Raw genomic sequence first — 24495 nt, forward strand, 5'->3', positions numbered from 1 at the left:
GGGTCCCCCTTACTGCACGAGAACACGAGACGAGTCCGTTCACATGGCAAGTGCCACCCGCTCCGACCTGCGCAACGTCGCGATCGTCGCCCACGTCGACCATGGCAAGACCACCCTGGTGGACGCCATGCTCAAGCAGACGAACTCCTTCGACGCGCACGCCCACGTGGACGAGCGCGCGATGGACTCGAACGAGCTCGAGCGCGAGAAGGGCATCACGATCCTCGCGAAGAACACCGCTGTGTCCTACAGCGGCAAGCACGCGGTCGACGGCCCCATCACCATCAACGTGATCGACACCCCCGGCCACGCCGACTTCGGCGGCGAGGTCGAGCGCGGCCTGTCGATGGTCGACGGCGTCTGCCTCCTCGTCGACGCGTCGGAGGGCCCCCTTCCGCAGACCCGCTTCGTGCTGCGCAAGGCGCTCGAGGCGAAGCTCCCCGTCATCCTGCTGGTCAACAAGACCGACCGCCCCGATGCCCGCATCGACGAGGTCGTCGCCGAGAGCCAGGACCTCCTCCTCGGCCTCGCCTCCGACATGGCGGACGACGTCCCCGACCTCGACCTCGACGCCATCCTCGACGTCCCCGTCGTCTACGCGTCCGGCAAGGCCGGCCGCGCCTCCGCGAACAAGCCGGAGGACGGCACGCTGCCCGACGCCGAGGACCTCGAGCCGCTGTTCGAGGCGATCCTCAAGCACATCCCGGCGCCGACCTTCGACGACGAGGCCCCCCTCCAGGCCCACGTCACCAACCTCGACGCGTCGCCGTTCCTCGGCCGGCTCGCCCTCCTCCGCGTCTTCAACGGCACGATCAAGAAGGGCCAGACCGTCGCCTGGGTCCACCACGACGGCTCGCACACCAACGCGCGCATCACCGAGCTGCTGATCACCAAGGCGCTCGACCGCTACCCGGCCGAGACCGCCGGCCCCGGCGACATCGTCGCGATCGCGGGCTTCCCCGAGATCACCATCGGCGAGACCATCGCCGACCCGGAGGACATCCGCCCGCTGCCGGCCATCACGGTCGACGACCCGGCGATCTCGATGACCATCGGCACCAACACCTCGCCGCTGGTCGGCAAGGTCAAGGGCCACAAGCTCACGGCGCGCATGGTCAAGGACCGCCTCGACCGCGAGCTCATCGGAAACGTGTCGCTCAAGGTCCTCGACATCGGCCGCCCCGACTCGTGGGAGGTCCAGGGCCGCGGCGAGCTCGCGCTGGCCATCCTCGTCGAGCAGATGCGCCGCGAGGGCTTCGAGCTCACGGTCGGCAAGCCCCAGGTGGTCACCCGCCAGGTCGACGGCAAGGTGCACGAGCCCTTCGAGCACCTCACCATCGACGCTCCGGAGGAGTACCTCGGCGCGATCACGCAGCTCCTCGCCGCTCGCAAGGGCCGCATGGAGAACATGGCGAACCACGGCACCGGCTGGGTCCGCATGGAGTTCATCGTCCCCTCGCGCGGCCTGATCGGCTTCCGCACCGAGTTCCTCACCACGACCCGCGGCACCGGCATCGCGAACGCGATCCTGCACGGCTACGAGCCGTGGGCCGGCGCCATCGTCACCCGCAACAACGGCTCGATCGTCGCCGACCGCACCGGCGTCGTGACGCCGTTCGCGATCATCGCTCTCCAGGAGCGGATGACCTTCTTCGTGAACCCCACCGAGGAGGTCTACGAGGGCATGGTCATCGGCGAGAACTCGCGCAACGACGACATGGACGTGAACATCACCAAGGAGAAGAAGCTGACCAACATGCGTCAGTCCACCTCCGACACGTTCGAGTCGATGACGCCCTCGCGCCAGCTGACGCTCGAGGAGTGCCTCGAGTTCGCCCGCGAGGACGAGTGCGTCGAGGTCACCCCCGAGATCGTGCGCATCCGCAAGGTCGAGCTGGACGCGAACGCCCGCGCCCGCGCGACCAGCCGCCTCAAGAAGCAGGCCTGATCCCCGGGCGCCCCCGAGGCGCCCGCCACGACGAACGACCGGCCGGAGCCCCGCTCCGCCGGTCGTTCGTCGTTCCGCCGGGTCTCGATACGCCCTCTGCGAGGGCTACTCGACCAGCATGTCGGCGGCCCTCGCCTTCAGCGCAGGTCGGCGCTCGCCAGCGGCACGAGCGGGCGCCCGCTCGCGGTCCTTCTCCCATGCTGGTCGAGTAGCCGCGCAGCGGCGTATCGAGACCCGGCCGTCAGCCCGCAGGCGTCGGCGTCGGAGTCGCACCCTCCGCCTCGAGCGTGGCCGTGATGAAGGCGACGAACGCGTCGGCGTCGTCCGGCTTCCCCGTGTACTGCTCGCCGTTGACGAGCACGGTCGGCGTCGAGCTCAGCTTCGCGACCGAGGAGTTCGCCAGGGTCCCGCTCGTCGCCCGCTTCGTGGCCGCCGCGACCCACGGCCGGAACTCACCACCCGTGATGCAGGCCAGCACGTCGTCGTCCGTCACGCCCGCCCCGGTCACCAGCGTTCGCAGCTCGTCGTCGCTCAGCCCCGTCGTCCCCTCGGTCGGCTGCTTCGCGAACAGCGCCTCGTGCACGGCGAGGAAGCGGTCCGGATCCTCGTCCGCCACGCAGGCCGCCGCGTTCGCCGCCCGGCTCGAGTACTCCGACCCCGCCGAGGAGGAGTCGAGGATCGCGACCGGATGGATCTCGAGCGTGATCGCCCCCTGCGTCAGCCACGACTGCAGATTGTCCATATTCGCCGTCTCGAACTGCCCGCAGTACGGGCAGAGGTAGTCCACGTACAGGTCGACGGTGACGACGCCGCCCGCACGCGCGGCGGCCTCGTCGGTCGGCACCGGCTCCTCTCCCGCCTCGAGGGGGGCGGTCGTCACCGGAGTGACCGCCGACTCCGCCCCCGCGAGCACGATCCCGTCGCTCAGCATGTTCGCCGGACCGGTGCTGGCGATCTCCTGTTGCGACCAGACGTTCCACGCGACGAGCGCCACGACGGCGAGCACTCCGACGGCCGCTCCGCTCTGCCCGAGCACCCGGTTCCGCCGCTTCCGGCGCCGCTCCTGCTCGCGCCGCTCCTTCGCCTCGAGGCGGGCGAGCTCCTGGCGCTCGCGCTTGGTCGGCTGGTTCTTCGCACTGTTCCCGGACATCGTCGTCGACGCTAGGGAGCCGACCTTGCCGCACTCGGAGAGGCAGCCGTCGGCGACCTGTGCCGGGATGGAGATTCCCTCAGGAAAGCGGACGGCTCAGGTGAAGAGCCCCGACCCCACGTAGTCGCTCTCGTCGCGGACGCCCGGCGGGACGGCGAAGACCGCCGAACCCACGTGCTTGATGTACTCGTTGAGCGCATCGGTCGCGAGGTTCCTCTGCACGGTGATGAACTGCTCCGGCGACCGCTGGAACGAGAGGAAGAACAGCCCCGCGTTCAGCCGCCCGAGCTCGTCGTTCCCGTCGACGAAGTTGTAGCCGCGGCGCAGCAGCCGGACGCCGTTGTTCACGGTCGGGTGCGCGAGCCGCACGTGCGACTCCTTGTCCACCAGCGGCACGCCGGTCGCCCCCGCCGCGTCGAAGTCGGGCTCCGTGAACTCGCCGCCGCCCGAGAGCGGGGCGCCGGAGCCCTTGCTCCGGCCGATCACGCGCTCCTGCTCACCGAGCTGGCTGCGGTCCCAGGTCTCGATGATCATCCGGATCTTGCGCGCGACGAGGTAGCTGCCGCCCACGAGCCAGGCCGGGCCGTCCTCGTCCTGCACCCAGACGTGCTCCTGCACGGCGTCCGGCTCCTCGGACTTGATGTTGGCCGTGCCGTCCTTGAAGCCGAAGAGGTTCCGCGGAGTCGCCTGCGCGGTGGAGGTGGAGGAGGTGCGGCCGAAGCCGAGCTGCGACCAGCGCAGCGAGGCGCGACCGAAGGCGATGCGGCTGAGGTTGCGGATCGCGTGCACCGCGACCTGCGGGTCGTCGGCGCAGGCCTGGATGCAGAGGTCCCCGCCGCCCGCGGTCGGCACCAGCGCGTCGCCACGGAAGCGCGGGAGCGCCGCGAGCTCGGCCGGCCGGCGGTCGGCGAGGCCGAAGCGGTCGGTGCCCGACTCGTCGGTGAAGAGCGTCGGTCCGAAGCCGAAGGTCAGGGTGAGCGAGGACGCGTCGAGGCCGAGCGCCTCGCCGGTGTCGTCCGGCGGCGCCGTGTCCGGGCCGCCGACGGCGCCCTCCTCGCTGACGTCGAGGCCCCGGGTGAGGCGGGCGGCCGCGAGGGTCCAGTCCTGCAGCAGCTCGATCAGGTCGTCGCGGGTCGCCGTGGAGGCCAGGTCGAACGCCGCGAAGTGCAGCCGGTCCTGCGCGGCCGTGGTGATGCCGGCCTGGTTCGCGCCGTGGAACGGTACGACGCGCGTCGCGGCGGAGGAGGCGCTCGCGCTGGTCGCCGAGGTGACGGCGACGGTCCCGCCGATGCCCGCGGCGAGGCCCGCGGTCCCCGCCGAGACGAGGCCGAGCAGCCCGCGCCGCGAGAGGCGGCGGGGCTGCTCGTCGGGTCGGCCCGCCTCGTCGGCGGGGCCGGTGGCGTTCTGCTCGGGCTCCACTACTCCGCGGGCTCCTCGACGCCGAGCACCGTGTGGGTGAGCTGCGAGAGCGGCTCGGACAGGGCGTTCACCTGATCGGAGAGCTCCTTCTTCTGCTCGGCGGTGACGCTCGAGTAGGCGACGAAGCCGGAGTCGAGCGAGCCGTACTGGGCGAGCATCGCGTCGAGCTCGGCGAAGCGCTGGCCGATCTCGGCGGTGAGCGCGGCGCCGTCGTCACCGGTGGCGGTCGCGATCGGCTCGACGTTGCCGAAGGCCACCTCCGCGCCCTGCACGTTCGCGGCGAAGTCGGTCAGGTCGGTGCCCGACCACCAGTCCTCCTCGCCGGTGATCTTGCCGGCGGCGACCTCGTCCAGCAGGCCGATCGCGCCGTTCGAGATGTCGCCGACCGAGACGGTGAAGTCGGGCGCGGCGACGAGGTCGTAGAGGTCCTGCACGTCGGAGACGAGCCCGTCGGCGAAGGCCGTCCGCTGCTCGGGAGTGGAGGGCGCCCAGTCGAGCCAGGCGCTCGTCCCGTCGGAGTTCAGCGCGTCGGCGGCGGGGACCCAGAGGTCCTTCTCGATGCGGTGGAAGCCGGTCCAGTCCAGGCCCTCGGCGACGGCGTCGACCTCGCGGTAGTCGATCTTCGGGTCGAGGTCGCCGAAGGCCTCGGCGGTCGGCTCGATGCGCTCGTAGAAGACGCGGGTCGCGGCGAAGAGGCTGCGCGCCTTCTCGTCGTCGCCCGCCGCGTACGCCTCGGCGAAGGCCGTCACGGCGGGCAGCAGCTCGCCGGACTGCGACTGCACGTAGGAGACGTAGTTGGTGACGGCGGCCTCGGTCGCGGCCTGCTCGTCGGCCGACTGCTCGGTCGCCTCGCCGGTCACAATGAACTCGGCGAGACCGACGGGAGCGCCGACCTGCTGGAACTTGCAGGCCGTGTAGTAGGTGCCGGGCTCGAGCTGGGCGACGTAGGAGACGCTCTGACCGGGAGTGACGTTCTCCTTCTCGCCCACGATGCGCAGCTTGTCCTCGGCGAGGATCTCGAACTCGTTGACGTCCGATCCGGTGTTCTCGAGCGCGAAGGTCACCGCACCCGCCTCGGCGGTCGCGGCCGACACCGCGCAGGCGCCGTCGTCGATCGCGACGTCGAGGGCCGCGGCGGAGGAGGCGGCCGGGGTGTTCGGCACGCAGCCGGTGAGGAGGAGGGCGAGAGCGCCGGCGCCGGCGAGGCCGGTGGCGACGCGGGGGAGGCGGGGTCGAGTGCGCGGGGGCATGGTTCTCCTGGTGGTGGGAGGTCGTTCCGGCGGTGCCGGGGCGGGATCAGACGGAGGTGGCGACGGGTGCGGCGACCGGGGCCGCGCTGCCTCGTCGCGGCCGGCGGGAGCGGACCTGGCGGACGAAGAGGGACCCGACGACCACGAGGTAGAGCAGCCAGGCGGAGAACTGCAGGGCCGTCGGCTCGGGCGTGTAGTTGAAGAGTCCGCCGAGGACCGCGGCGGCCGTGGCCGGCAGGATCGGGCCGAGGTCGAACAGCGGAGTGCCCCACCCGGGCAGCAGCGCCGCCTCCTGCAGGTCGCCGACGCCGTAGAGCAGCACGCCGGCCGCGACGACGATGAGGAAGCCGCCGGTCCAGGTGAAGAAGCGGCCGAGGTCGATCCGGACGAAGCCGCGGAAGATCAGGTAGGAGGCGACGACCGCGCTGAGGATGCCGAGGAAGGCGCCGATCGTGCCGACCCAGGCGTTGGAGGCGGAGGAGGCGCTGCTCGAGGAGACGCTCGCCCAGACGAACAGGGCGGTCTCGATCCCCTCGCGGCCGACGCTGACGAAGCCGAGCACGACGATCCCGAGGGCGGAGCCGCTGACGGCCGCGTCCAGCTTGGACTCGAGCTCGCCCTTGAGGCTGCGGGCGTTGGCGCCCATCCAGAAGATCATCCAGGTGACGAGGCCGACGGCGAGCAGCGAGAGGCCGCCGCCGAGGAGCTCCTGCGCGGTGAAGCTGAGCCCGTAGGGGCCCCAGGTGAGGATCGCGCCGGTGACGAGCGAGAGGACGACCGCGGCGGCGATGCCCGTCCAGAGCCGGGGGAGCACGTCGCGCCGCTGCAGCTTGGTCAGGTAGGCGACGAGGATGCCGACGACGAGCCCGGCTTCGAGGCCTTCACGGAGGCCGATGAGGTAGTTTGCGAGCACGTGTGTTCTCTTCGTCGTCTGCACGGGAGGACGGTGCGAAGCCCACCCCCGGGCCGCATCCTCAGGTAAGCCTTGCCTAACCCGTGGACGACTGTAGTGGCCATCCGGTCGCGTGTCCACACAGGACGCCGGGCGCGCGATGTGCGGCGCCGAGCGGCCGGTCGGACGCGCTTCGAGCGGGGCCCCGCGGCGGAACGAGAGCACAGGACGGACGAGAGGCGAAGAGTGGACGCGAGTCGAGACGGCGCAGGCGAGCGGGTCGTGGCGGTGCACGCCCATCCCGACGACGAGACCATCACGATGGGCGGGACCCTCGCGCGACTCGTCGCGGACGGCGCCGCGGTCACCGTCGTCACCGCGACGCGCGGCGAGTGCGGCGAGGTCATCCCGGCCGATCTCGCGCACCTCGAGGGCTCGGACGAGCTCGCCGCGCACCGCACCACCGAGCTGGTCGTCGCCCTGACCGCCCTCGGCGTGGCCGATCACCGCTTCCTCGGCGATCCGGCCGCCCGCGCCGCCGGTCTCGCCCCGCGGGTCTACCGCGACTCCGGCATGCAGTGGGGCCCGGGTCGCGTGCCCGTCCCGCTCGAGCCTGTCGATCCCCGCTCCTTCACCTCCGCGCCGGAGGAGGAGGCGATCGCCGACCTCGTCGCCGTCCTCCTTCAGACCGGCGCGACCCTCGTGCTCTCCTACGACGTCGGCGGGGGCTACGGCCATCCCGACCACATCCGCGCCGCCCTGATCGCCTCGACGGCCGCCGAGCGGCTCGGACTGCGCTACCTGGCCGTCCTGCCCGACGCCGTCCCCGAGCAGCCCGGCGACGTCGCGATCGAGCTCGACGACACCGATTACGCCCGCAAGCGCGCGGCGCTCGAGGCGCACCGCACGCAGCTCGTCGTCGACGGCGACGAGCTGCGGCTCTCGAGCGGCCCGCCGTTCCCGATCGGCCGCCTCGAGCGCTTCCGCCCCGAGGGTGCGCCGAGGCCGCCGGAGCCGGTCGCCGAGGAGCGGCCCGATCTCGGCACCCGCATCGTCTCGGGCCTGCTCTCGGTGCTGACCGGCGCGGTGGTCGGCGCGATCACGACCGTCGCGCACCAGAGCACCGTGACCGTCGGCGACGCGGAGCTCCCGGTCGGCCTCGCCGTGTCGCTGGCCGCCGTGCTGCTCCTGCTGCTCGGACTCCGTCTCGTGATGGTGGACCGCTTCGTCGCCTTCTGCACCGCGATGGGCCTGCTCGGCGCGATCGGGCTGCTGGCGCTGCGCAGCACTGGCGGCTCGGTCCTCGTGCCGGCCAACGGCCTCGGCGTGGTGTGGACCTTCGCCCCCGCGCTGATCGCCCTCGTGGTGATCGCCTGGCCGCGGGTCCGCCCGCCGTCCCGCCCCGCTCCGGCGGAACCGGCGGCCGACAGCACCGCCCCGCCGCTCCCCGTACGATAGAGAACACTGTTCGAAGGGACGTCCACGACCGTGACCTACGTGATCGCACTTCCGTGCGTCGATGTCAAAGACCGCGCCTGCATCGACGAATGCCCGGTCGACTGCATCTACGAAGGCGAGCGCTCGCTCTACATCCACCCCGACGAGTGCGTCGACTGCGGGGCGTGCGAGCCGGTGTGCCCCGTCGAGGCCATCTACTACGAGGACGACCTCCCCGAGGAGTGGTCCGACTACTACAAGGCCAACGTCGAGTTCTTCGACGAGATCGGCTCGCCCGGCGGCGCCGCGAAGGTCGGAGTGATCGCGAAGGACCACCCGGTCATCGCCGTCCTCCCGCCGCAGAGCCACTGAGCGCGCGTCCGTGGCTCTCGGACCGCTGCCGGACTACCCCTGGGACCTGATGGGTCCCGCCACCCGGGTCGCCTCCGCGCACCCCGGCGGCCTCGTCGACCTCTCGATCGGCTCGCCGGTCGACCCGACGCCCGAGCCGATCCGCGAGGCCCTCGCCCGGGCGACCGACGCGCACGCCTACCCGACCACGGTCGGCACTCCCGCCCTGCGCGAGGCGATCGCCGCCTGGTACGCCCGGCGCCGGGGCGTCCCGGGGCTCGGCCTCGACGAGGTGCTGCCGACGATCGGCTCGAAGGAGCTCGTCGCCTGGCTGCCGTTCCTGCTCGGTCTCGGCGAGGGCGACGTCGTCGTCCACCCGCGCGCCGCCTACCCGACCTACGCCATGGGCGCCGCCATCGCCGGAGCCTCGGTGCTCGCCTCCGACGACCCCGACGAGTGGCCGGCCGAGACGCGCCTGGTCTGGCTGAACTCGCCCGGCAACCCCGACGGCGCCGTGCTCGACGTCGACGCGCTGAGGCGCGCGGTCGAGCGCGCGCGCGAGCTGGGCGCCGTCGTCGCGGGCGACGAGTGCTACGCCGAGCTCGGCTGGGACGGCCGCTGGGCCGACGAGCCGATCCCGAGCGTCCTCGACCCCCGAGTGGCGGGCGAGGACCGCCGCGGCGTGCTCGGCGTCTACTCCCTCAGCAAGCAGTCCAACCTGGCCGGCTACCGCGCCGCCTTCGTCGCGGGCGACCGCGAACTGATCGCTCGGCTCGTCACCGTCCGCAAGCACGCCGGGATGATCGTCCCCGCCCCGCTGCAGGAGGCGATGGTCGTCGCGCTCGCCGACGACGGCCATGTGGCGGAGCAGAAGGAGCGCTACCGGTCCCGTCGCGATCTCCTGCGCCCGGCGCTCGAAGCCGCGGGCTTCCGCGTCGACCGCAGCGAGGCCGGCCTCTACCTCTGGGCGACCGAGGGGCGACCCGCCTGGGAGTCGATCGACCGGCTCGCGCGCCTGGGGATCCTCGCCGGCCCCGGCGTCTTCTACGGCGACCACTTCACCCAGCACGTCCGCCTCTCGCTGACGGCCACCGACGAGCGGATCGCGGCCGCCGCCGAGCGGCTGGCGGGCGGTCTCTGACCCTCGGCTCACCGCGATCCTGAAGGATCCCCACAACGGACGGGGGCGAGCACTGGGCGGTGTCACAGTGCCGCCGCTTTGCCCATAGGCTGTATGGGGTTCGGTCAGCGTCGCCACAAACGGCCCTGGTTCCGGACAGTTCCAGCCCCCGGCGCCGCCCGCTCCGCGCGAGCGCACCCGGGTGCGACCGATGACCTGGGAGGCGTTGTGACCGAATCCGGCACGCAGAGCGACGGAACCGCGACGGTGGAGACACCCGAGCCCGCCACGGAGAGTGCGCCGGCCGCGGCCGAGGTCCTGCCCGAGAAGGTGACGCTCACGTTCGGTGATCGCACCGCGGAGTTCCCGGTCCTGCGCAGCGTCGACGGCTCCTCGAGCATCGACTTCTCGACCCTGTCGAAGCAGACCGGTCTGATGTCGCTCGACTACGGCTTCGTCAACACGGCCGCCACCAAGTCGAGCATCACCTACATCGACGGCGACGAGGGGATCCTGCGCTACCGCGGCTACCCGATCGAGGAGGTCGCGACGAACGCGACGTACCTCGAGGTGGCCTGGCTGCTGATCTACGGCGAGCTGCCCACCGCGGACGAGCTCGCCGGCTTCGACGACCGCATCCGCCGGCACACGCTGCTGCACGAGGACCTCAAGCGCTTCTTCGACGCGCTGCCGCACAGCGCGCACCCGATGTCGGTCCTCTCGGCCGGTGTCTCGGCGCTGTCGACCTACTACGAGGACAGCTCGAACCCGAAGGACCCGGAGGCGGTCGAGCTGACCACCATTCGCCTGCTCGCGAAGCTGCCGGTGATGGCGGCGTACGCGCACAAGAAGGCGATCGGCCAGGCGTTCCTCTACCCGGACAACTCGCTGAGCTTCGTCGACAACTTCCTCCGCCTGAACTTCGGCACCATGGCCGAGCCGTTCGAGGTGGATCCGGTGCTCTCGAAGGCGCTCGATCGCCTGCTGATCCTGCACGAGGACCACGAGCAGAACGCGTCGACCTCCACCGTCCGCCTGGTCGGCTCGACCGAGGCGAACCTCTACGCGTCGGTCTCGGCCGGCATCAACGCCCTGTTCGGCCCGCTGCACGGCGGCGCGAACGAGGCCGTGCTGACGATGCTCGGCCGCATCCGCGAGTCCGGCGAGAGCGTCCAGACCTTCGTCGAGCGGGTGAAGAACAAGGAGGAGGGCGTCCGCCTGATGGGCTTCGGCCACCGGGTGTACAAGAACTACGACCCGCGCGCGAAGCTCGTCAAGGAGAGCGCGTCCGAGGTGCTGCAGGCGCTCGGCGTCAAGGACCCGCTGCTCGACATCGCGATGGAGCTCGAGGCCCTCGCCCTGGAGGACGACTACTTCAAGGAGCGCCGCCTCTACCCGAACGTCGACTTCTACACCGGCGTCATCTATAAGGCGATGGGCTTCCCGACCCGGATGTTCACCGTCCTCTTCGCCATCGGCCGCCTGCCCGGCTGGATCGCGCACTGGCGCGAGATGAACACCGACAAGCAGACCAAGATCGGCCGCCCCCAGCAGCTCTACACGGGAGCCCCTGAGCGCCACTGGCCCACCGGCCGCTGACCCGGGCCGAGGAGCCCGTCGGCGGGTGGGTCTCGATACGCCGCGTGCCGCGGCTACTCGACCAGCATGTTTCGCCCTGCTGGTCGAGCATGCCGCGCAGCTGGCCCACCATGCTGGTCGAGTGGCCCGCGCAGCGGGCGTATCGAGACCCGATGTCTGCAGAGGGGTGGGTCTCCATATGCCGCGTTCCGCGGCTACTCGACGAGCAGGTGCCTCGCCCGCGCGTCAGGCGTGCAGGGCCGTGTTCAGCTCGATGCCGGCGCCGGTGCGGGGGAGCACCTCGACCGCGCCCGTGAGCGAGTTGCGGCGGAAGAGCAGGTTCGGCACTCCCGACAGCTCGACGGCCTTGACCGTCTGCGGACGCCCGTCGGCACGCGGGGCGCCGCCCACCACGACGACCTTCGTCCCCGCCGTGACGTAGAGCCCGGCCTCGACGACGGTGTCGTCGCCGATCGAGATGCCGATGCCCGAGTTCGCGCCGAGCAGCGCCCGCGCGCCGATCGACACGCGCTGCACGCCACCGCCGGAGAGCGTCCCCATGATCGAGGCGCCGCCGCCGACGTCCGAGCCGTCGCCGACGACGACGCCCTGTGAGATGCGGCCCTCGACCATCGAGCTGCCGAGCGTCCCGGCGTTGAAGTTGACGAACCCCTCGTGCATGACGGTCGTCCCGGGAGCGAGGTGCGCGCCCAGGCGCACCCGCGACGTGTCCGCGATGCGCACCTTCGCCGGCGTGACGTAGTCCGTCAGCCGCGGGAACTTGTCGATCCCTGCGGCCTGGATCCCGTGGCGCCGCAGCGACGGACGCAGCCGGGTGAACGAGTCCGGCGCGACCGGCCCGGCGTTCGTCCACACGACGTTCGGCAGGTGCGCGAAGATCCCGTCGAGGTTCACGGTGTTCGGCTGGACGAGCAGGTGCGAGAGCAGGTGCAGCCGGAGGTACGCGTCCGACGTCGACGCCGGCGCGCTCTGCAGGTCGATCTGCAGCGTCACCACGTCGATCCGCACCTCGCGCCGCGGGTCCTCACCGGCGAGGGCCTCGAACTCCGCCGGCACGATCCACGGGTCGCGGCCCGCGGGGATCGTGCCCAGCCGCGGCTCCGGGAACCAGGTGTCGAGGACGGTGCCGTCCGAGGCGATCGTCGCCAGCCCGTAGCCCCAGGCGGAGGCGGGCGCGGGCACGGCGGAGTCAGCGGTGTTCTGGAGGCTCATGTCGCCCAGGGTAGCGCGCACGATCCGGCCGGTACCCTGGGGCGCATGGCCGTACCGACCTCCGCCCCGGCGCCCGCCGCGCCCCTCGATCTGGGCTCCGATCCGATCGCGCTGACCCGCGTGCTCTGCGACATCCCCTCCGTCTCCGGCGATGAGCTGGCGCTGGCCGATGCGGTGCAGCTCGCCCTCGAGCAGTACCCGCACCTCGAGGTGCTCCGCGACGGCCACACCGTGGTCGCCCGGACGAACCTCGGGCGCGAGCAGCGCGTCGTCATCGCCGGCCACCTCGACACGGTCCCGATCAACGACAACCTCCCGGTGCGCGCCGAGACGATCGACGACGTCGAGCACCTCGTCGGCCGCGGCACCACCGACATGAAGGCCGGCGTCGCTGTTCAGCTGGTCCTCGCCGCCGAGCTGACCGATCCGGTCGTCGACATCACCTGGATCTGGTACGACAACGAGGAGGTCGCCTCCGACCTCAACGGCCTCGGCCGCCTCTCCCGCCACCGCCCGGACGTCTTCGCCGCCGATTTCGCCGTGCTCGGCGAGCCGACGCGGGGCGAGGTCGAGGGCGGCTGCAACGGCACCCTCCGCGTCGACGTGACGACGCACGGCCGCCGCGCGCACTCCGCCCGGAGCTGGGTCGGCGAGAACGCGATCCACGCCGCCGCCCCGATCCTGGACCGCCTCGCCGCCTACCAGCCGCGCGAGGTCGAGGTCGAGGGCCTCGTCTACCGCGAGGGCGTCAACGCGGTGCGCATCAGCGGGGGAGTGGCGGGCAATGTGATCCCCGACCTCTGCACGGTGCACGTCAACTACCGCTTCGCACCGAACCGCAGCGGCGACGAGGCGGTCGCCCACCTCCGCGAGCTGTTCGAGGGCTTCGAGGTCGATGTCGTCGATCTGGCCGAGGGCGCGCGCCCCGGGCTCGACGCGCCGCTCGCGCAGGCCTTCATCGCCGCGGTCGGCGCCGAGGCGAAGCCCAAGTACGGCTGGACCGACGTCGCCCGCTTCTCGGCGATGGGCATCCCCGCCGTCAACTACGGCCCCGGCGACCCGCTCAAGGCGCACGCCGACGACGAGCACGTCGCCGTGCACGAGATCACCGCCTGCACCGAGGGCCTCCGCCGCTGGCTGCGCGGCTCCGCGTGAGCGCCGTCCTCACCGGGCTCCCGGTCCGCCGCCGCGCGCAGCTGCGCCTCGTCCCCTGGTGGGCGCGCGTCCTCGCGGTCTTCGTCCTCACCCGCATCGTGACGACCGTGATCATGCTGCAGTTCGCCGCGAACCAGCAGGCGAACTCGTGGACCGGCCCGTCGCCGGCCTACGTCGACTTCGCGACGATGTGGGACGGCCGCTGGTACGAGATCATCGCGACCGCCGGCTATCCGACCGAGCTGCCCGTGACCGACGCGGGTGAGATCGGCGAGAACGCGTGGGCGTTCATGCCGCTCTACCCGGTCGTCGTGCGCCTGCTGATGGTGCTGACCGGCCTCGGCTGGGCCACCGCCGGTGTCGCCGTCTCGGTGATCTGCGCGGCCGTCGCCTGCCTGGTGCTCTACCGGCTGATGCGGCACTCGCTGAGCGAGTCGCAGTCCCTCGTCGCCGTCCTCTTCTTCTGCGTCGCGCCGACCTCGCCGATGCTGCAGATCGCCTACGCCGAGTCGATGGCGATGATGCTGACCGCGATCGTGCTGCTGCTGCTCGTCCGGCGCCGGTACGCCTGGGTCTTCCCGGTCGTGCTCGCGCTCGGGCTGACGCGCCCGAGCGGGCTGGCTTTCGCGGCGGCGATGGGCCTCTACGTCGTCTACCGGTTCGTCCGGCGCGCGAAGGAGCCGTTCCCGCGGGCCGACGCCGTCCCCGCCGTCGCGCTGACGGTGTGGGGCCTCGTGGTCGGCTTCCTCTGGCCCGCGGTGGCGTGGGCGGTCACCGGCTCGCCGACGGCCTACACCGACACCGAGCTGGCCTGGCGGGCCTCCTACATCGGCTACCAGGAGCTGTTCCCCTTCACCTCCTGGTTCCAGGGCGGCGCGTGGTGGGGCGGCTGGTGGTTCGGCGCGCCGATGGTCGGCATCGCGCTGGTCGTCGTCCTCGTGCTGCTGTTCGTCGGCATCCTCGCGTCGCCCTGGACGCGGCGGCTGGACCTCTTCAGCCGCGCGTGGATCGCGGGCTACGGCGTCTACCTCTTCGCCTTCTTCTTCCCGCAGTCGAGCACGTTCCGCCTGCTGGGCCCGATGTTCCCGCTGGTCGGAGCGCTCGCGGTGCCGCGCTCGCCCCTCTTCCGGAGCGCGCTGGTGCTCGTCTCGATCGCCGGCCAGATCGGCTGGATCACCATCGGCTGGGCCGTCGACGGCTACGACTGGACACCGCCGTGATCGACGCCGCGTTTCCGCGGGAGGCCGCCGATTTCGTCCCTGGCGCGGATGCACGATAATAGACGGATACGTCACGAAAGGGGAACTCTATGGCGGCCATGAAGCCGAGGACCGGAGACGGACCGATGGAGGCTGTTAAGGAGGGGCGACTCATCGTCGTGCGCGTTCCGCTCGAAGGCGGCGGACGCCTCGTCGTCTCAGTCAACGATGCAGAGGCGAAAGAACTCCACGACGCTCTCGCGTCGGTGGTGACTCCAGCCTGACCCACCAGCACCGTCGAGAACGCCCGCCGCATCCGATGCGACGGGCGTTCCCTCGTTCCCGGAGTCGGGCCCGTGCTACGCGCGGCGCTTGTTCGCCTGCAGCAGCCCGTCGCCGATCGGCGACAGCACGCTGACCACGGCCGGCGAGCCGCAGACCTCGGCGACCAGCGTGCGGAAGGCGGAGGCGATCTCGTCGCGCTGCGCGGGGTTGGAGACGCGGCCGCGCCAGAGCGCGTGCGGCACGAGCACGGTGCCGCCGACGCGGACGAGGCGCAGCGCGTGCTCGACGTTCTCGATGACCTGCAGCGGATCGCCGTCGACGAAGACGATGTCGTAGGAGTTCTCGTTCATCCGCGGGAGCACCTCGAGAGCGCGGCCGGGGATGAGGCGCAGGCGGTTCGGCGAGATGCCGGCCTCGTGGAACTGGGCGCGGGCGTGCTGCTGGTGCACCGCCTCCGAGTCGATCGAGGTGAGCATGGCCTCCGGGGCGCCGTCGAGCAGCCAGAGTCCGCTCACGCCGGTGCCGGTTCCGATCTCGATGATCGACGTCGCCCGGGCGGCCGCCGCGACGAGCGCGGACTGCGCGCCGATCGAGGGCGCGATCGCGTCGATGCCCAGCTCGACGGCGAGCCGGCGGGCGGAGGCGATGGCCTCGGGCTCGACGACGGCGTCCTCGGCGTACTTCCAGTTGGCATCCTTGTCGGACACGGGCGGGCTCCTCTGGTGGGGGTCGCGGCGGGCGGATCGCGCCTGCGCATCGCCAGGGTACGGGGGTCCGTGCGGTCGTCGGCGCAGGCGCGGCGGACTAGGGTGGTCCCGTGTTCGGTTTGACGTTCGACAAGCTCCTCATCATCGGAGTCATCGCCGTCTTCGTGCTGGGCCCTGACCGCCTCCCCTACTACGCCTCACAGCTCGCTGCGCTGGTGCGGAAGGTCCGCGGATTCGCCACGCAGGCGCGCGAGCGCGTGAAGGACGAGATGGGCGACGAGTTCGACGAGGTCGACTGGCGCAAGCTCGATCCGAGGCAGTACGACCCGCGGCGCATCATCCGCGACGCTCTGCTCGAGGACGAGCCGGCCCCCACGGTCAAGCCGCCCTCCACGGTCTCCGCGCCCGTCACCGCGGGCGGCGGCGCCTCGATGGCGGACAGCTACTACACGACGATGAAGCGCTCGGCCGGCGCCGGCGAGCTCTCGACGGTGGCGCCGCCGCCGATCGACCTCGAAGCCACCTGACGCGCTCCCGTCGGCCGAAGTGCTGACGACAGCGGGTCTCGATACGCCCCTGCGGGGCTACTCGACCAGCATGGTTGCGGCACTTCCCTCGGTCGCGGCCGGTCGAGCAGCCCGCAGTGCGGCCCTTGCCTGCTGGTCGAGCGGCCCGCGGAGCGGCCCTTGCCTGCTGGTCGAGCAGCCTGCAGTGCGGTCCTTGCATGCAGGTCGAGCTGCCCGCGCAGCGGGCTCCCTCATGCTGGTCGAGCAGGCCGCGGAGCGGGCGTATCGAGACCCACCTCAGTCAGGGCCTGCGGCGAAGGCCTCAGCCGACGGACATCGGGAGGCGCCGGCCCGTCAGACCACGTGGCCGCGAGGCGAGGGTCAGGGCCAGCTCCGTGATCGCGACGGCGGCCGGGTCCTCCGGGTCTCCGATGACGACCGGCAGGCCGTCGTCGCCGCCCGCGCGCAGCGCCACGCTGATCGGCAGCGAGGCGAGCAGCGGCACGTCCTCGCCGCTCGCGCTGAGCCGGCGGGCCACCTCGGCCCCGCCGCCGCTGCCGAAGAGCTCGAGCACCGACCCGTCGGGCTGCGGCAGCCCGGACATGTTCTCGACCACGCCGACGATGCGCTGCCCCGACTGCCGGGCGAGCGCACCGCTGCGCTCCGCCACGTCGGCGGCGGCCGGCTGCGGAGTCGTCACGATCAGCACCTCCGCGTGCGGCAGGAGCTGCCCGATCGAGATGGCGACGTCGCCCGTGCCCGGCGGCAGATCGAGCAGCAGCACGTCCAGGTCGCCGAAGTACACGTCGGTGAGGAACTGCGAGATGGTGCGGTGCAGCATCGGTCCCCGCCAGGAGACGGCTGCGCCGCGGGTGTCGCCCTCGAGGAACATCCCGATCGAGATCACCTTCACGCCGTGCGCGACCGGCGGGAGCATCAGCTCGCCGACCCGCGTCGGCCCCGCGACGCGGCCGTCGTGCATCAGGCCGAGCAGCCCCGGGATGGAGAAGCCGTGCACGTCGGCGTCGACCAGCCCGACCGCGAGCCCGCGCCGGGCCAGGGCCACCGCCAGATTCGCGGTGACGGTCGACTTGCCGACCCCGCCCTTGCCGCTGGTCACCGCGTAGACCCGTGTCAGCGAGTCCGGGCCGAACGGCATCTCGCGCCGCCCGCCGCGCAGCCGCTCGGTCAGAGCCGTGCGCTGCGCCGGCGTCATCACGCCGACCTCGACACGCACGGCGGCGGAGCCCGCCGCCGACTCCGCCGCCGCGCGGACATCGCGCTCGATCGCGGACGCGGCCGGGCAGCCGACGATCGTCAGCCGGATGGCGACGGTCACCGCGCCGTCCTCGCCCACCGTCACCGCGTCGACCATGTCGAGCTCGGTGATGGGCTTCCGGATCTCCGGATCGATGACCCGGGCGAGTGCCGCGAGCACCGCGCTCTCGAGAGCGACGGGATCCGCCGGACCCGTCACGGCGTCGTCAGGCATCGCGCCGCTCGCTCGCGATCGACTCCGCCCGATCCTTCTCGAGCTCCTCGACGAGGCTGCGCAGCTCGGAGCGGATGAAGTCCTTGCTCGCCATGTCACGGATCGCCAGGCGGAGCGCGACGACCTCTCGAGCCAGGTACTCCGTGTCAGCGAGGTTGCGCTCGGCGCGCTGGCGGTCCTGCTCGATCTGCACGCGGTCGCGGTCGTCCTGGCGGTTCTGTGCGAGCAGCAGCAGGGGCGCCGCGTAGGAGGCCTGCAGGGACAGGATCAGCGTGAGCACCGTGAAGCCCAGGGCCTGGGAGTCGAAGCGCGACTCCTCGGGGCCGTAGGTGTTGAACAGCAGCCAGAACACGCAGAAGATCGTCATGCCGACGAGGAACCACGGCGTGCCCATGCCGCGGGCGAAGGATTCGGTCAGGCGGCCGAAGCGGTCGCTGCTCTGCCGGTTGCGCCGGGGGAGCACCCGCGTGCGCAGGCCCTTCGGGGCGTCGAGCCGTCGATCCTGCTTGGTGTCCCTAGCCACGCGCACCCCTCCGTCCTCGTCGTCCTGCCCTGAACCTGCTGGTCGCCACCGCGGGCGGCGCGATCGGTATGCCCTGGGTCGTCGTGCTCACCGGCACGCGCGGTTCGTCGTCGCCGTCGTGGCTGCGCCAGTCGTCGGGGAGGAGGTAGTCGAGCACGTCGTCGATCGTGACGACGCCGACCAGGCGGTGCGACTCGTCCACCACGGGCACCGAGACGAGGTTGTAGCTCGCGAGGATGCGGGCGACCTCGGCCGCGGAGGTGTCGGGCGTGATCGGGTCGAGGCTCTGGTCGAGCAGCGTGCCCAGGCGCTCGTGCGGCGGGTAACGGAGCATCCGCTGGAAGTGCACCATGCCGAGGAAGCGGCCGGTCGGCGGCTCGTACGGCGGCAGAGTGACGCAGACCGCGGCGCCGAGCGCCGGGGCCAGCTCGTGGCGGCGGATCATCGCGAGGCCCTCGGCCACGGTCGCCTCGGACGAGACGATGATCGGCTCGGTCGTCATCAGTCCGCCAGCTGACTCGGGCGCGTAGGAGAGGAGCATGCGGACGTCGTCCGCCTCCTCCGGCTCCATCAGCTCGAGGAGCGCCTCGCCGCGCTCGTCCGAGAGCTGAGCGATCAGGTCGGCCGCGTCGTCGGGCTGCATCTGGTCGAGGACGTCGGCCGCGCGGTCGTCGTCGAGCCGGCCGAGGATCTCGACCTGCTCGCTCTCGGGCATCTCCTCGAGGACGTCGGCGAGCCGGTCGTCGGAGAGCTCGCCCGCGACCTCGAGCATCCGCTGCTGCGGCAGGTCGAGGAGCGTGCTGGCGAGGTCGGCGGGCTTGAGCTCGGAGAGGCTCGCCACGTACTGCTCGGCCGACTGCGCCTCGGTGGACACGCTCTCGCGGACCTCGCGCCAGCCGGCGAAGGTCGTCGCGCCCTTGGCGAAGGGGGAGGGGCTGGTCTTGGGGCGGCGGACGAAGAGCTGCGCGAGCTCCCACTCGCCCGGCCCGACCTCCTCGATCGCGACGTCCTCGACGATCGCGTCGCCCGAGCCGTCGACGAAGGTCATCCTCCGGCCGAGCAGCTCGGCGATGACGCGGACCTCGCCGCCGCGCTGCTCGAAGCGGCGCACGTTGATCAGGCCGGTCGTGATGATCTGCCCGCTGCCGATGCTGGTGACCCGTCCGATCGAGACGAACACCCGGCGGCGGCCGGGGATCTCGACGACGAGGCCGACCACGCGCGGCGCATCGTTCTGACGGTGCACGAGCAGCACGTCTCGGACCTTGCCGACGCGATCGCCCGCCGGGTCGAAGACGCTGCAGCCGGCCAAGCGCGCTACGAAGACTCTGGCGGAACTCACGGCTACCAACCTAGACCCGGGCGCCCCTGCGGAAGCCGAGCGCGGGGTCCCGCTACTCCCACCGCGCGCTCGGGAAGCTCTCGATCCGTGCCCAGAATGCTCCAAGTCCTCTGTGACAGTCTGAGCAGGTGACTCAGCAGATGCCCATGAACAACCGCCGGGGCGCCGCCTCCCCGACGATCCCGCGCGGCGAGATCCTCGCCACCTTCGACACCTACGAGAAGGCGCAGCAGGCCGTCGACGTCCTCGCCCGGGCCGACTTCCCGGTCAAGCAGCTGGCCATCCTCGGCAACGACCTCAAGAGCGTCGAGCGCGTCACCGGCAAGCTCACCTGGGGCCGCGTCGCCCTGGCCGGCGCCGCCTCGGGCGCCTGGCTCGGTGTCTTCCTCGGCCTGCTGCTGATCATCTTCTCGCCGGCCACCGAGTTCTCCTTCCTCATCGCGGCCGTGCTGCTCGGCGCCGGCTTCGGCATGCTCTTCGGCCTCGCCTCCTACGCGGTGAACCGCCGCCGCCGCGACTTCACCTCGACGATGCAGGTCATCGCCACCAGCTACTCGGTGATCGTCGACCCCGAGGTGGTGAACCGCGCACGCAACCTGCTCGACGGCACCCCCGCCGAGTCGGAGGCGCCGGTCTGGTCGCCGCCGCCCGCGAACGCGGAGCCCGTGCCGATCCGTCCGGAGGACGAACGGCGCTGACCCCCTCGAAGGCCCCCGGAGCGATCCGGGGGCCTTCGTCGCGTCCGGGCCGTGGCGACCGGGCGGGTCCGTCTGCCGGGCCGTCGCCTCAGCGGGCGGCGGAGCCCACCGGAGGCAGCACGATGTCGACCGCGAGACCGTGCGGCTCCCGGTTGGAGAGCGCCACGGTCCCGCCGCCGGAGAGCACCGTCGTGTGCACGAGGGCGAGACCCAGGCCGCTGCCGCCGGAGGCGATCGTGCGCGAGTCGTCGGGACGGGAGAAGCGGTCGAAGGCGACCGGGATGAACTCGGCCGGCATGCCCGGTCCGTCGTCGGAGACCGTCAGCAGCAGCCGGCCGTCCTTCTGCGCGAGCGCCGCGACGATCGTCCCGCCGTGGCCGATCGCCTGGATCGCGTTGCGGACGAGGTTGTCGATCACCCGGCCGAAGTCCTGGGTGGCGACGGCGTAGAGCCGAGCGGGCTCGCGCTCGTCGATCTCGTAGTCGATCTCGACGTCCGACTCGGCCGCGAGCAGCCGGGTGCGGTCGACCGCGCCGACCAGCTCGTCGACCAGCTCGGCGAAGGGCGAGGCGGGCCGGGCCGAGCGGCTCTCGATCCGGGAGATGTCCAGCAGTGCGGAGGCGAGGCGGACAAGGCGGTCGACGCTCTTCTGCGCGTCGAGGATCACGCGATCGACGGCGACCGGGTCCTCGACGCGGTGGTGCGCGATCTCGAGCTGGGCCGAGAGCGCGGCGAGCGGCGTCCGCAGCTCGTGGCTGGCGTCCGAGACCATCTGCTTCTCCCGCGCCAGGGAGGCCGTCTGCTTGGCGAGGAACGCGTTGAGCGTCTCGGCGAGCTCGTCGATCTCGTCGCGGGTGCCGACGACCGGCAGCTGATCGCCGGGAGTGGGGTCGGCGGCGATCTGGTCGGCGCGCGCGCGCATCCGGCGCACCGGGGCCAGAGCCGCTCCGGTGAGGATCCACGAGGCGAGCCCGAAGGTGACCACGAGGAAGATCGCCGCGTACACCAGCACGTGCGCGAAGTCGTCGAGCACCAGCTGCGACGCGGCCTGGTCGCGGGCGGTGGCGACGCTCCAGGTGCCGTCCTCGCCCTCCACCGCGGTGATGCGCACCAGGTAGCGCGTGGTGGCGGTGGCGACCTCGGTGTAGCGCGGCACCGCGTCGGCCGCGCGGTCGCGCAGCTCCGCCTGCACCGAGCGGCGCACCTCGGTCGGCATGGTGGTCGCGTCGATCGCGCCGTCCGGGGTGATCGCGAGGTAGAGCTGCCCCGTGGAGGAGTCCCGGACCCGGGGGACGTCGCCTGCCGCGATGTCGCGCCGGATCTCGTCCTCGATCGAGACGAGGATCGTCCGCTCGCTGCGCTCGACGATGCCGGTGACGACCTGGTAGAAGAGCATCGCCGCGAGGGCGAAGAGCACGGTCGCGACGGCGACGGAGCCGACGGTGATCCTGGCGCGGATCGACAGGGCTCCCGAGCGCCGCCTCGCGGCACGCGCCGCGGCGAGCGGGCTCGGGGCGGCCATGCGGCTACTCGACCGGGCGGAGGAAGTAGCCCTTGCCGCGCACCGTGACGATGCTGACCCCGGTGTCCTCGGCGGGCAGCTTCTTGCGCAGGTAGCTGACGTACTGGTCGACGATGTTGTTGTCGACGATCTCGCCGCCGCCCCAGATCTCGGAGAGGATGCGCTGGCGGGTGACGACCGAGCCGACCGGCGAGATCAGCAGCTTCAGCAGCTCGAGCTCCTTCGGGCTGACGTGGATGCGCGTGTTGTCCGCGGTGCGGCGGATGCTCGACCCGTCCACCGTGATGCGGCCGACCTCGATGGAGGTGGACATCAGCGAGGGGCTCCGCCGCAGCAGCGCCCGCAGCCGCGCGTTCAGCTCGGTGAACGCGAACGGCTTCGTCAGGTAGTCGTCGGCGCCGGCGTCCAGGCCGAAGACGCGGTCCTCGACGGAGTCGCGCGCCGTGAGCAGCAGGATCGGGGTGGACCGGCCCAGCTCGCGGATGCGCCGGCAGATCTCGAAGCCCGACATCGCGGGGAGCATCACGTCGACGATGGCGGCCGAGAACTCGGCGTTGCTGAACGCGACGAGCGCGTCGATGCCGTTCGTCGTCAGCTCCGCCTCGTAGCCGGCGTCTTCTAGGCCGCCCACGAGTGCTTCGCCCATGGCTGGATCGTCTTCGACGACAAGGATCTTCACGGGCTCACCCTACGACGCCGCTCTCAGGAACCGCGTGTGCGCCGAGCGTGTCTCGGCGGCGCGAGGGAGAGGAACGCGCTGCTCACCGGCCGGGACGTGATCGCACTGCTGCCGCTCCTCTGTCGCGGACGGGCTGAGCGCGGAGGCCCAGACTTTCCAGCACTTGCACGGAATTCCACCCTGCCAGTACCCCTACGGGGGGCGTAAAGTACGTCAAAACGCGACGACCCGAAAGTCGCGTAGATACGGAGCGAACGATGCTCATGAAGATCTCTCGACCGCCCTCGATCCTCGCCCGGATCATCGGAGCGCCCGTCAGAATCCCCAGGGAGTCGGCAGCCCAGCGGGCCACCCCGCAGCAGTCGCACCAACGAACTCCTGCGGCGGCGTTCTCGTTCTCGCGCAAGAGCTCCGGCTCCTCGCAGTGCGAGGCGTGCGGCGTCAAGCCGGCTCGACGCGACGGCTTCTGCGACGACGCCTGTGCGAGGACGAATTACCTGTACGCCTGATCGCGCCCGACCTCCCTGTGGGTACTGCGGGGAGACGAACCCCGCGGCGGAGCCGTACTGCTCCTCCACGTGCGCTCGCCGAGCGCAGAGGTTCGATCTGAACCCCTGACGCCGGCGTCGCGCAGAGCGTCGGACGCGCGTCCCGCGCCTTTTCCGCCGCCGGCTGCGACTTGCGGACGAGGGCTGCCGCCGATACGGCAGCCTGCTGACGTCCCCCGCCTCCATCGCTGCGAGTTCCGCCGCGTCCGGGTGACCGGTCGGAGTGGCAGCGATGACCTACCGGGCCCTCGACTCCGTCCGGGCCTGCGCTGCCCTGCTCGTCCTCGTCGCCCACGTGCGGCAGGCCTTCCTGGTTCCGGCTGCTGAGACGCGAATCGGCCCCGTCGACAGCGCGCTCTACGCGCTGACGTCCCTCGGTCACGGCGCCGTCATCGTCTTCTTCGTCCTGAGCGGCTTCTTCGTCGGCGGCTCCGTCCTCAGCGCTCTGTCCCGCGACGCCTTCAGCGGGACGAGGTACCTCACCTCCCGCCTGACCCGGCTGTGGCTCGTCCTGATCCCGGCCCTCGTGCTCACGGCCGTCCTCGACGCCGTCGGCGTCGCCTTCCTCGCGGACCGGCCGCAGTACGCGCCGGGCGGTTCCGCGCAGGTGAACGGCGGTGTTCTCGGGGCACTGGGCAACGTGGTCTTCCTCCAGCCGCACCTGGTCCGCCCCTTCGGCACCGACCAGCCGCTCTGGTCGATCGGCTACGAGGCCGGCTACTACCTGCTGTTCCCGTTGCTCCTCGTCGGGCTCACGCGCGGCTCCTGGCGGCGGCGAGTGCTGTGCGCCGCAGCCGGCGTCGTGATCGTCTGCGTTCTCGGGCCGGCGGGAACGGGGCTCTTCCTGGCCTGGCTCGCCGGCACGGCGGTCGCCTGGAAGGGAGCGGCGGCCACGCGGTTCCTCTCCCGACTCGGGCCGAAGGGCACCGCCGCCTCGATCGGTTTGGTACTCCTGCTCGTGATCTCGGCGATGTCGGTCGACCGGCTCGCGAAAGCCGGCCCGGATGATCTCGGCTGGACGACGTGGGCGACGACGATCGCGGCGGCGGCCCTCGTCATCGTGCTGTGCCACTCCGAGGGGACTCCAGGGAAGGGTCTCGACCGTCTGCTCCGCGGCGGCACCTGGGTCTCGGGGTTCTCGTTCTCGCTCTACGCGACGCACGTGCCCGTGCTGATCCTGCTCCACGCGCTGCTGTTCCCGCCGGCGTCGGCCTGGTGGCCGCCGTCCGCGGCGAGCTGGGCAGGTGTCCTCGCCCTCGCGCTCCTCGCCTGCGCCGTGGGCTGGGCCTTCGGCGCGCTCACGGAGCGGAGGACCGAGGCCGTGCGCGCCCGGGTGCTCGGCGCCGTCGAGCGTCTCCGGCGACCGCGGCGCACGGCCGTCGGCGAAGGCTGATCAGCCGAGGACCCCGACCTGGTCGAGGCGGCCGTCGGAGAAGGCGAGCGGGAGCGAAGAAGGCCCGG

General features: G+C 71.8%; 22 protein-coding genes. 11 read left to right on the forward strand and 11 right to left on the reverse strand.

The window, feature by feature from the left end; translation table 11 throughout:
• The first annotated feature begins 43 nt into the window (after positions 1-43).
• On the forward strand, positions 44-1948 hold the full coding sequence (gene typA, locus MT355_RS06375) for a translational GTPase TypA (protein ID WP_123445448.1): 1905 nt from the start codon (positions 44-46) through the stop codon (positions 1946-1948).
• Positions 1949-2189: 241 nt separating this feature from the next.
• Here typA and MT355_RS06380 read toward each other — a convergent pair whose 3' ends face one another.
• From MT355_RS06380 to efeU, 4 genes are all read right to left on the reverse strand, one after another.
• A complete protein-coding gene (locus tag MT355_RS06380) occupies positions 2190-3098 on the reverse strand; it encodes a thioredoxin domain-containing protein (RefSeq protein WP_243598923.1) in 909 nt (302 codons plus the stop codon).
• A gap of 96 nt (positions 3099-3194) precedes the next feature.
• The gene (gene efeB / locus MT355_RS06385; RefSeq protein ID WP_308197310.1) at positions 3195-4517 is read right to left on the reverse strand and encodes an iron uptake transporter deferrochelatase/peroxidase subunit; all 1323 of its coding nucleotides are present in this window, start codon (positions 4515-4517) and stop codon (positions 3195-3197) included.
• The gene (gene efeO / locus MT355_RS06390; RefSeq protein WP_243598924.1) at positions 4517-5767 is read right to left on the reverse strand and encodes an iron uptake system protein EfeO; all 1251 of its coding nucleotides are present in this window, start codon (positions 5765-5767) and stop codon (positions 4517-4519) included. Before efeO ends, efeB begins: the two co-directional genes overlap by 1 nt.
• Positions 5768-5813: 46 nt before the next feature.
• Positions 5814-6680, reverse strand: coding sequence for an iron uptake transporter permease EfeU (efeU, locus tag MT355_RS06395; protein ID WP_243598925.1), 867 nt, complete (start codon positions 6678-6680; stop codon positions 5814-5816).
• A 225-nt stretch (positions 6681-6905) separates the two neighbouring features.
• Between efeU and MT355_RS06400 the strand changes: the two genes are divergently transcribed.
• From MT355_RS06400 to MT355_RS06415, 4 genes are all read left to right on the forward strand, one after another.
• Positions 6906-8117, forward strand: coding sequence for a PIG-L family deacetylase (locus MT355_RS06400; RefSeq protein WP_243598926.1), 1212 nt, complete (start codon positions 6906-6908; stop codon positions 8115-8117).
• Positions 8118-8147: 30 nt separating this feature from the next.
• Positions 8148-8468 carry a ferredoxin gene (fdxA, locus tag MT355_RS06405; protein ID WP_085475430.1) on the forward strand — a complete coding sequence of 107 codons (321 nt, stop codon included), beginning with the start codon at positions 8148-8150 and terminating at the stop codon, positions 8466-8468.
• A gap of 10 nt (positions 8469-8478) precedes the next feature.
• Positions 8479-9588, forward strand: a complete 1110-nt coding sequence (dapC, locus tag MT355_RS06410; protein WP_308197311.1) for a succinyldiaminopimelate transaminase — start codon at positions 8479-8481, stop codon at positions 9586-9588.
• 297 nt (positions 9589-9885) lie between these two features.
• The gene (locus tag MT355_RS06415) at positions 9886-11166 is read left to right on the forward strand and encodes a citrate synthase (protein WP_123735615.1); all 1281 of its coding nucleotides are present in this window, start codon (positions 9886-9888) and stop codon (positions 11164-11166) included.
• Between the two features lie 225 nt (positions 11167-11391).
• Here the strand turns inward: MT355_RS06415 and dapD are convergent, their stop codons facing one another.
• Positions 11392-12378 carry a 2,3,4,5-tetrahydropyridine-2,6-dicarboxylate N-succinyltransferase gene (dapD, locus tag MT355_RS06420; RefSeq protein WP_243598927.1) on the reverse strand — a complete coding sequence of 329 codons (987 nt, stop codon included), beginning with the start codon at positions 12376-12378 and terminating at the stop codon, positions 11392-11394.
• 45 nt (positions 12379-12423) lie between these two features.
• On the opposite strand from dapD, the gene dapE reads away from it, so the two are divergent.
• The 3 genes from dapE (at position 12424) to MT355_RS06435 (ending at position 15016) form a co-directional block, all read left to right on the forward strand.
• On the forward strand, positions 12424-13533 hold the full coding sequence (gene dapE, locus MT355_RS06425; protein WP_243598928.1) for a succinyl-diaminopimelate desuccinylase: 1110 nt from the start codon (positions 12424-12426) through the stop codon (positions 13531-13533).
• Positions 13530-14753 (forward strand): hypothetical protein, encoded by a 1224-nt coding sequence (locus MT355_RS06430; RefSeq protein ID WP_123735325.1) that lies wholly within the window; start codon positions 13530-13532, stop codon positions 14751-14753. The genes dapE and MT355_RS06430 overlap by 4 nt, the downstream gene beginning before the upstream one ends.
• Positions 14754-14842: 89 nt before the next feature.
• Positions 14843-15016, forward strand: a complete 174-nt coding sequence (locus tag MT355_RS06435; RefSeq protein WP_077221916.1) for a DUF3117 domain-containing protein — start codon at positions 14843-14845, stop codon at positions 15014-15016.
• Between the two features lie 75 nt (positions 15017-15091).
• Here the strand turns inward: MT355_RS06435 and MT355_RS06440 are convergent, their stop codons facing one another.
• Positions 15092-15724: an O-methyltransferase gene (locus tag MT355_RS06440; protein ID WP_123702830.1), complete on the reverse strand. Its 633-nt coding sequence runs from the start codon at positions 15722-15724 to the stop codon at positions 15092-15094.
• Positions 15725-15834: 110 nt separating this feature from the next.
• Between MT355_RS06440 and MT355_RS06445 the strand changes: the two genes are divergently transcribed.
• Positions 15835-16251 (forward strand): Sec-independent protein translocase TatB, encoded by a 417-nt coding sequence (locus tag MT355_RS06445; RefSeq protein ID WP_243598929.1) that lies wholly within the window; start codon positions 15835-15837, stop codon positions 16249-16251.
• A 301-nt stretch (positions 16252-16552) separates the two neighbouring features.
• On the opposite strand, the gene MT355_RS06450 is transcribed toward MT355_RS06445, so the two are convergent.
• The 3 genes from MT355_RS06450 to MT355_RS06460 are packed head-to-tail and all read right to left on the reverse strand — an operon-like array spanning position 16553 to position 19587.
• Entirely contained in the window at positions 16553-17722 is a 1170-nt protein-coding gene (locus tag MT355_RS06450) for an Mrp/NBP35 family ATP-binding protein (protein WP_243598930.1), read from the reverse strand.
• The gene (locus MT355_RS06455) at positions 17715-18245 is read right to left on the reverse strand and encodes a DUF1003 domain-containing protein (protein WP_123445981.1); all 531 of its coding nucleotides are present in this window, start codon (positions 18243-18245) and stop codon (positions 17715-17717) included. Before MT355_RS06455 ends, MT355_RS06450 begins: the two co-directional genes overlap by 8 nt.
• Complete coding sequence (locus MT355_RS06460) at positions 18238-19587, reverse strand: magnesium transporter MgtE N-terminal domain-containing protein (RefSeq protein ID WP_243598931.1); 1350 nt, start codon at positions 19585-19587, stop codon at positions 18238-18240. Before MT355_RS06460 ends, MT355_RS06455 begins: the two co-directional genes overlap by 8 nt.
• A gap of 146 nt (positions 19588-19733) precedes the next feature.
• Here MT355_RS06460 and MT355_RS06465 point away from each other — a divergent pair, with 146 nt between their 5' ends.
• The gene (locus tag MT355_RS06465) at positions 19734-20285 is read left to right on the forward strand and encodes a general stress protein (protein ID WP_207901626.1); all 552 of its coding nucleotides are present in this window, start codon (positions 19734-19736) and stop codon (positions 20283-20285) included.
• Positions 20286-20373: 88 nt separating this feature from the next.
• Here the strand turns inward: MT355_RS06465 and MT355_RS06470 are convergent, their stop codons facing one another.
• Positions 20374-21807 (reverse strand): cell wall metabolism sensor histidine kinase WalK, encoded by a 1434-nt coding sequence (locus MT355_RS06470; protein WP_243582707.1) that lies wholly within the window; start codon positions 21805-21807, stop codon positions 20374-20376.
• 4 nt (positions 21808-21811) lie between these two features.
• Positions 21812-22486 (reverse strand): response regulator transcription factor, encoded by a 675-nt coding sequence (locus MT355_RS21545; protein WP_260300519.1) that lies wholly within the window; start codon positions 22484-22486, stop codon positions 21812-21814.
• A 780-nt stretch (positions 22487-23266) separates the two neighbouring features.
• Between MT355_RS21545 and MT355_RS06480 the strand changes: the two genes are divergently transcribed.
• A complete protein-coding gene (locus tag MT355_RS06480) occupies positions 23267-24427 on the forward strand; it encodes an acyltransferase (protein ID WP_243598932.1) in 1161 nt (386 codons plus the stop codon).
• Positions 24428-24495: the final 68 nt, after the last annotated feature.

The sequence above is a fragment of the Rathayibacter sp. VKM Ac-2929 genome (assembly GCF_022815495.1).
Lineage (GTDB): Bacteria > Actinomycetota > Actinomycetes > Actinomycetales > Microbacteriaceae > Rathayibacter > Rathayibacter festucae.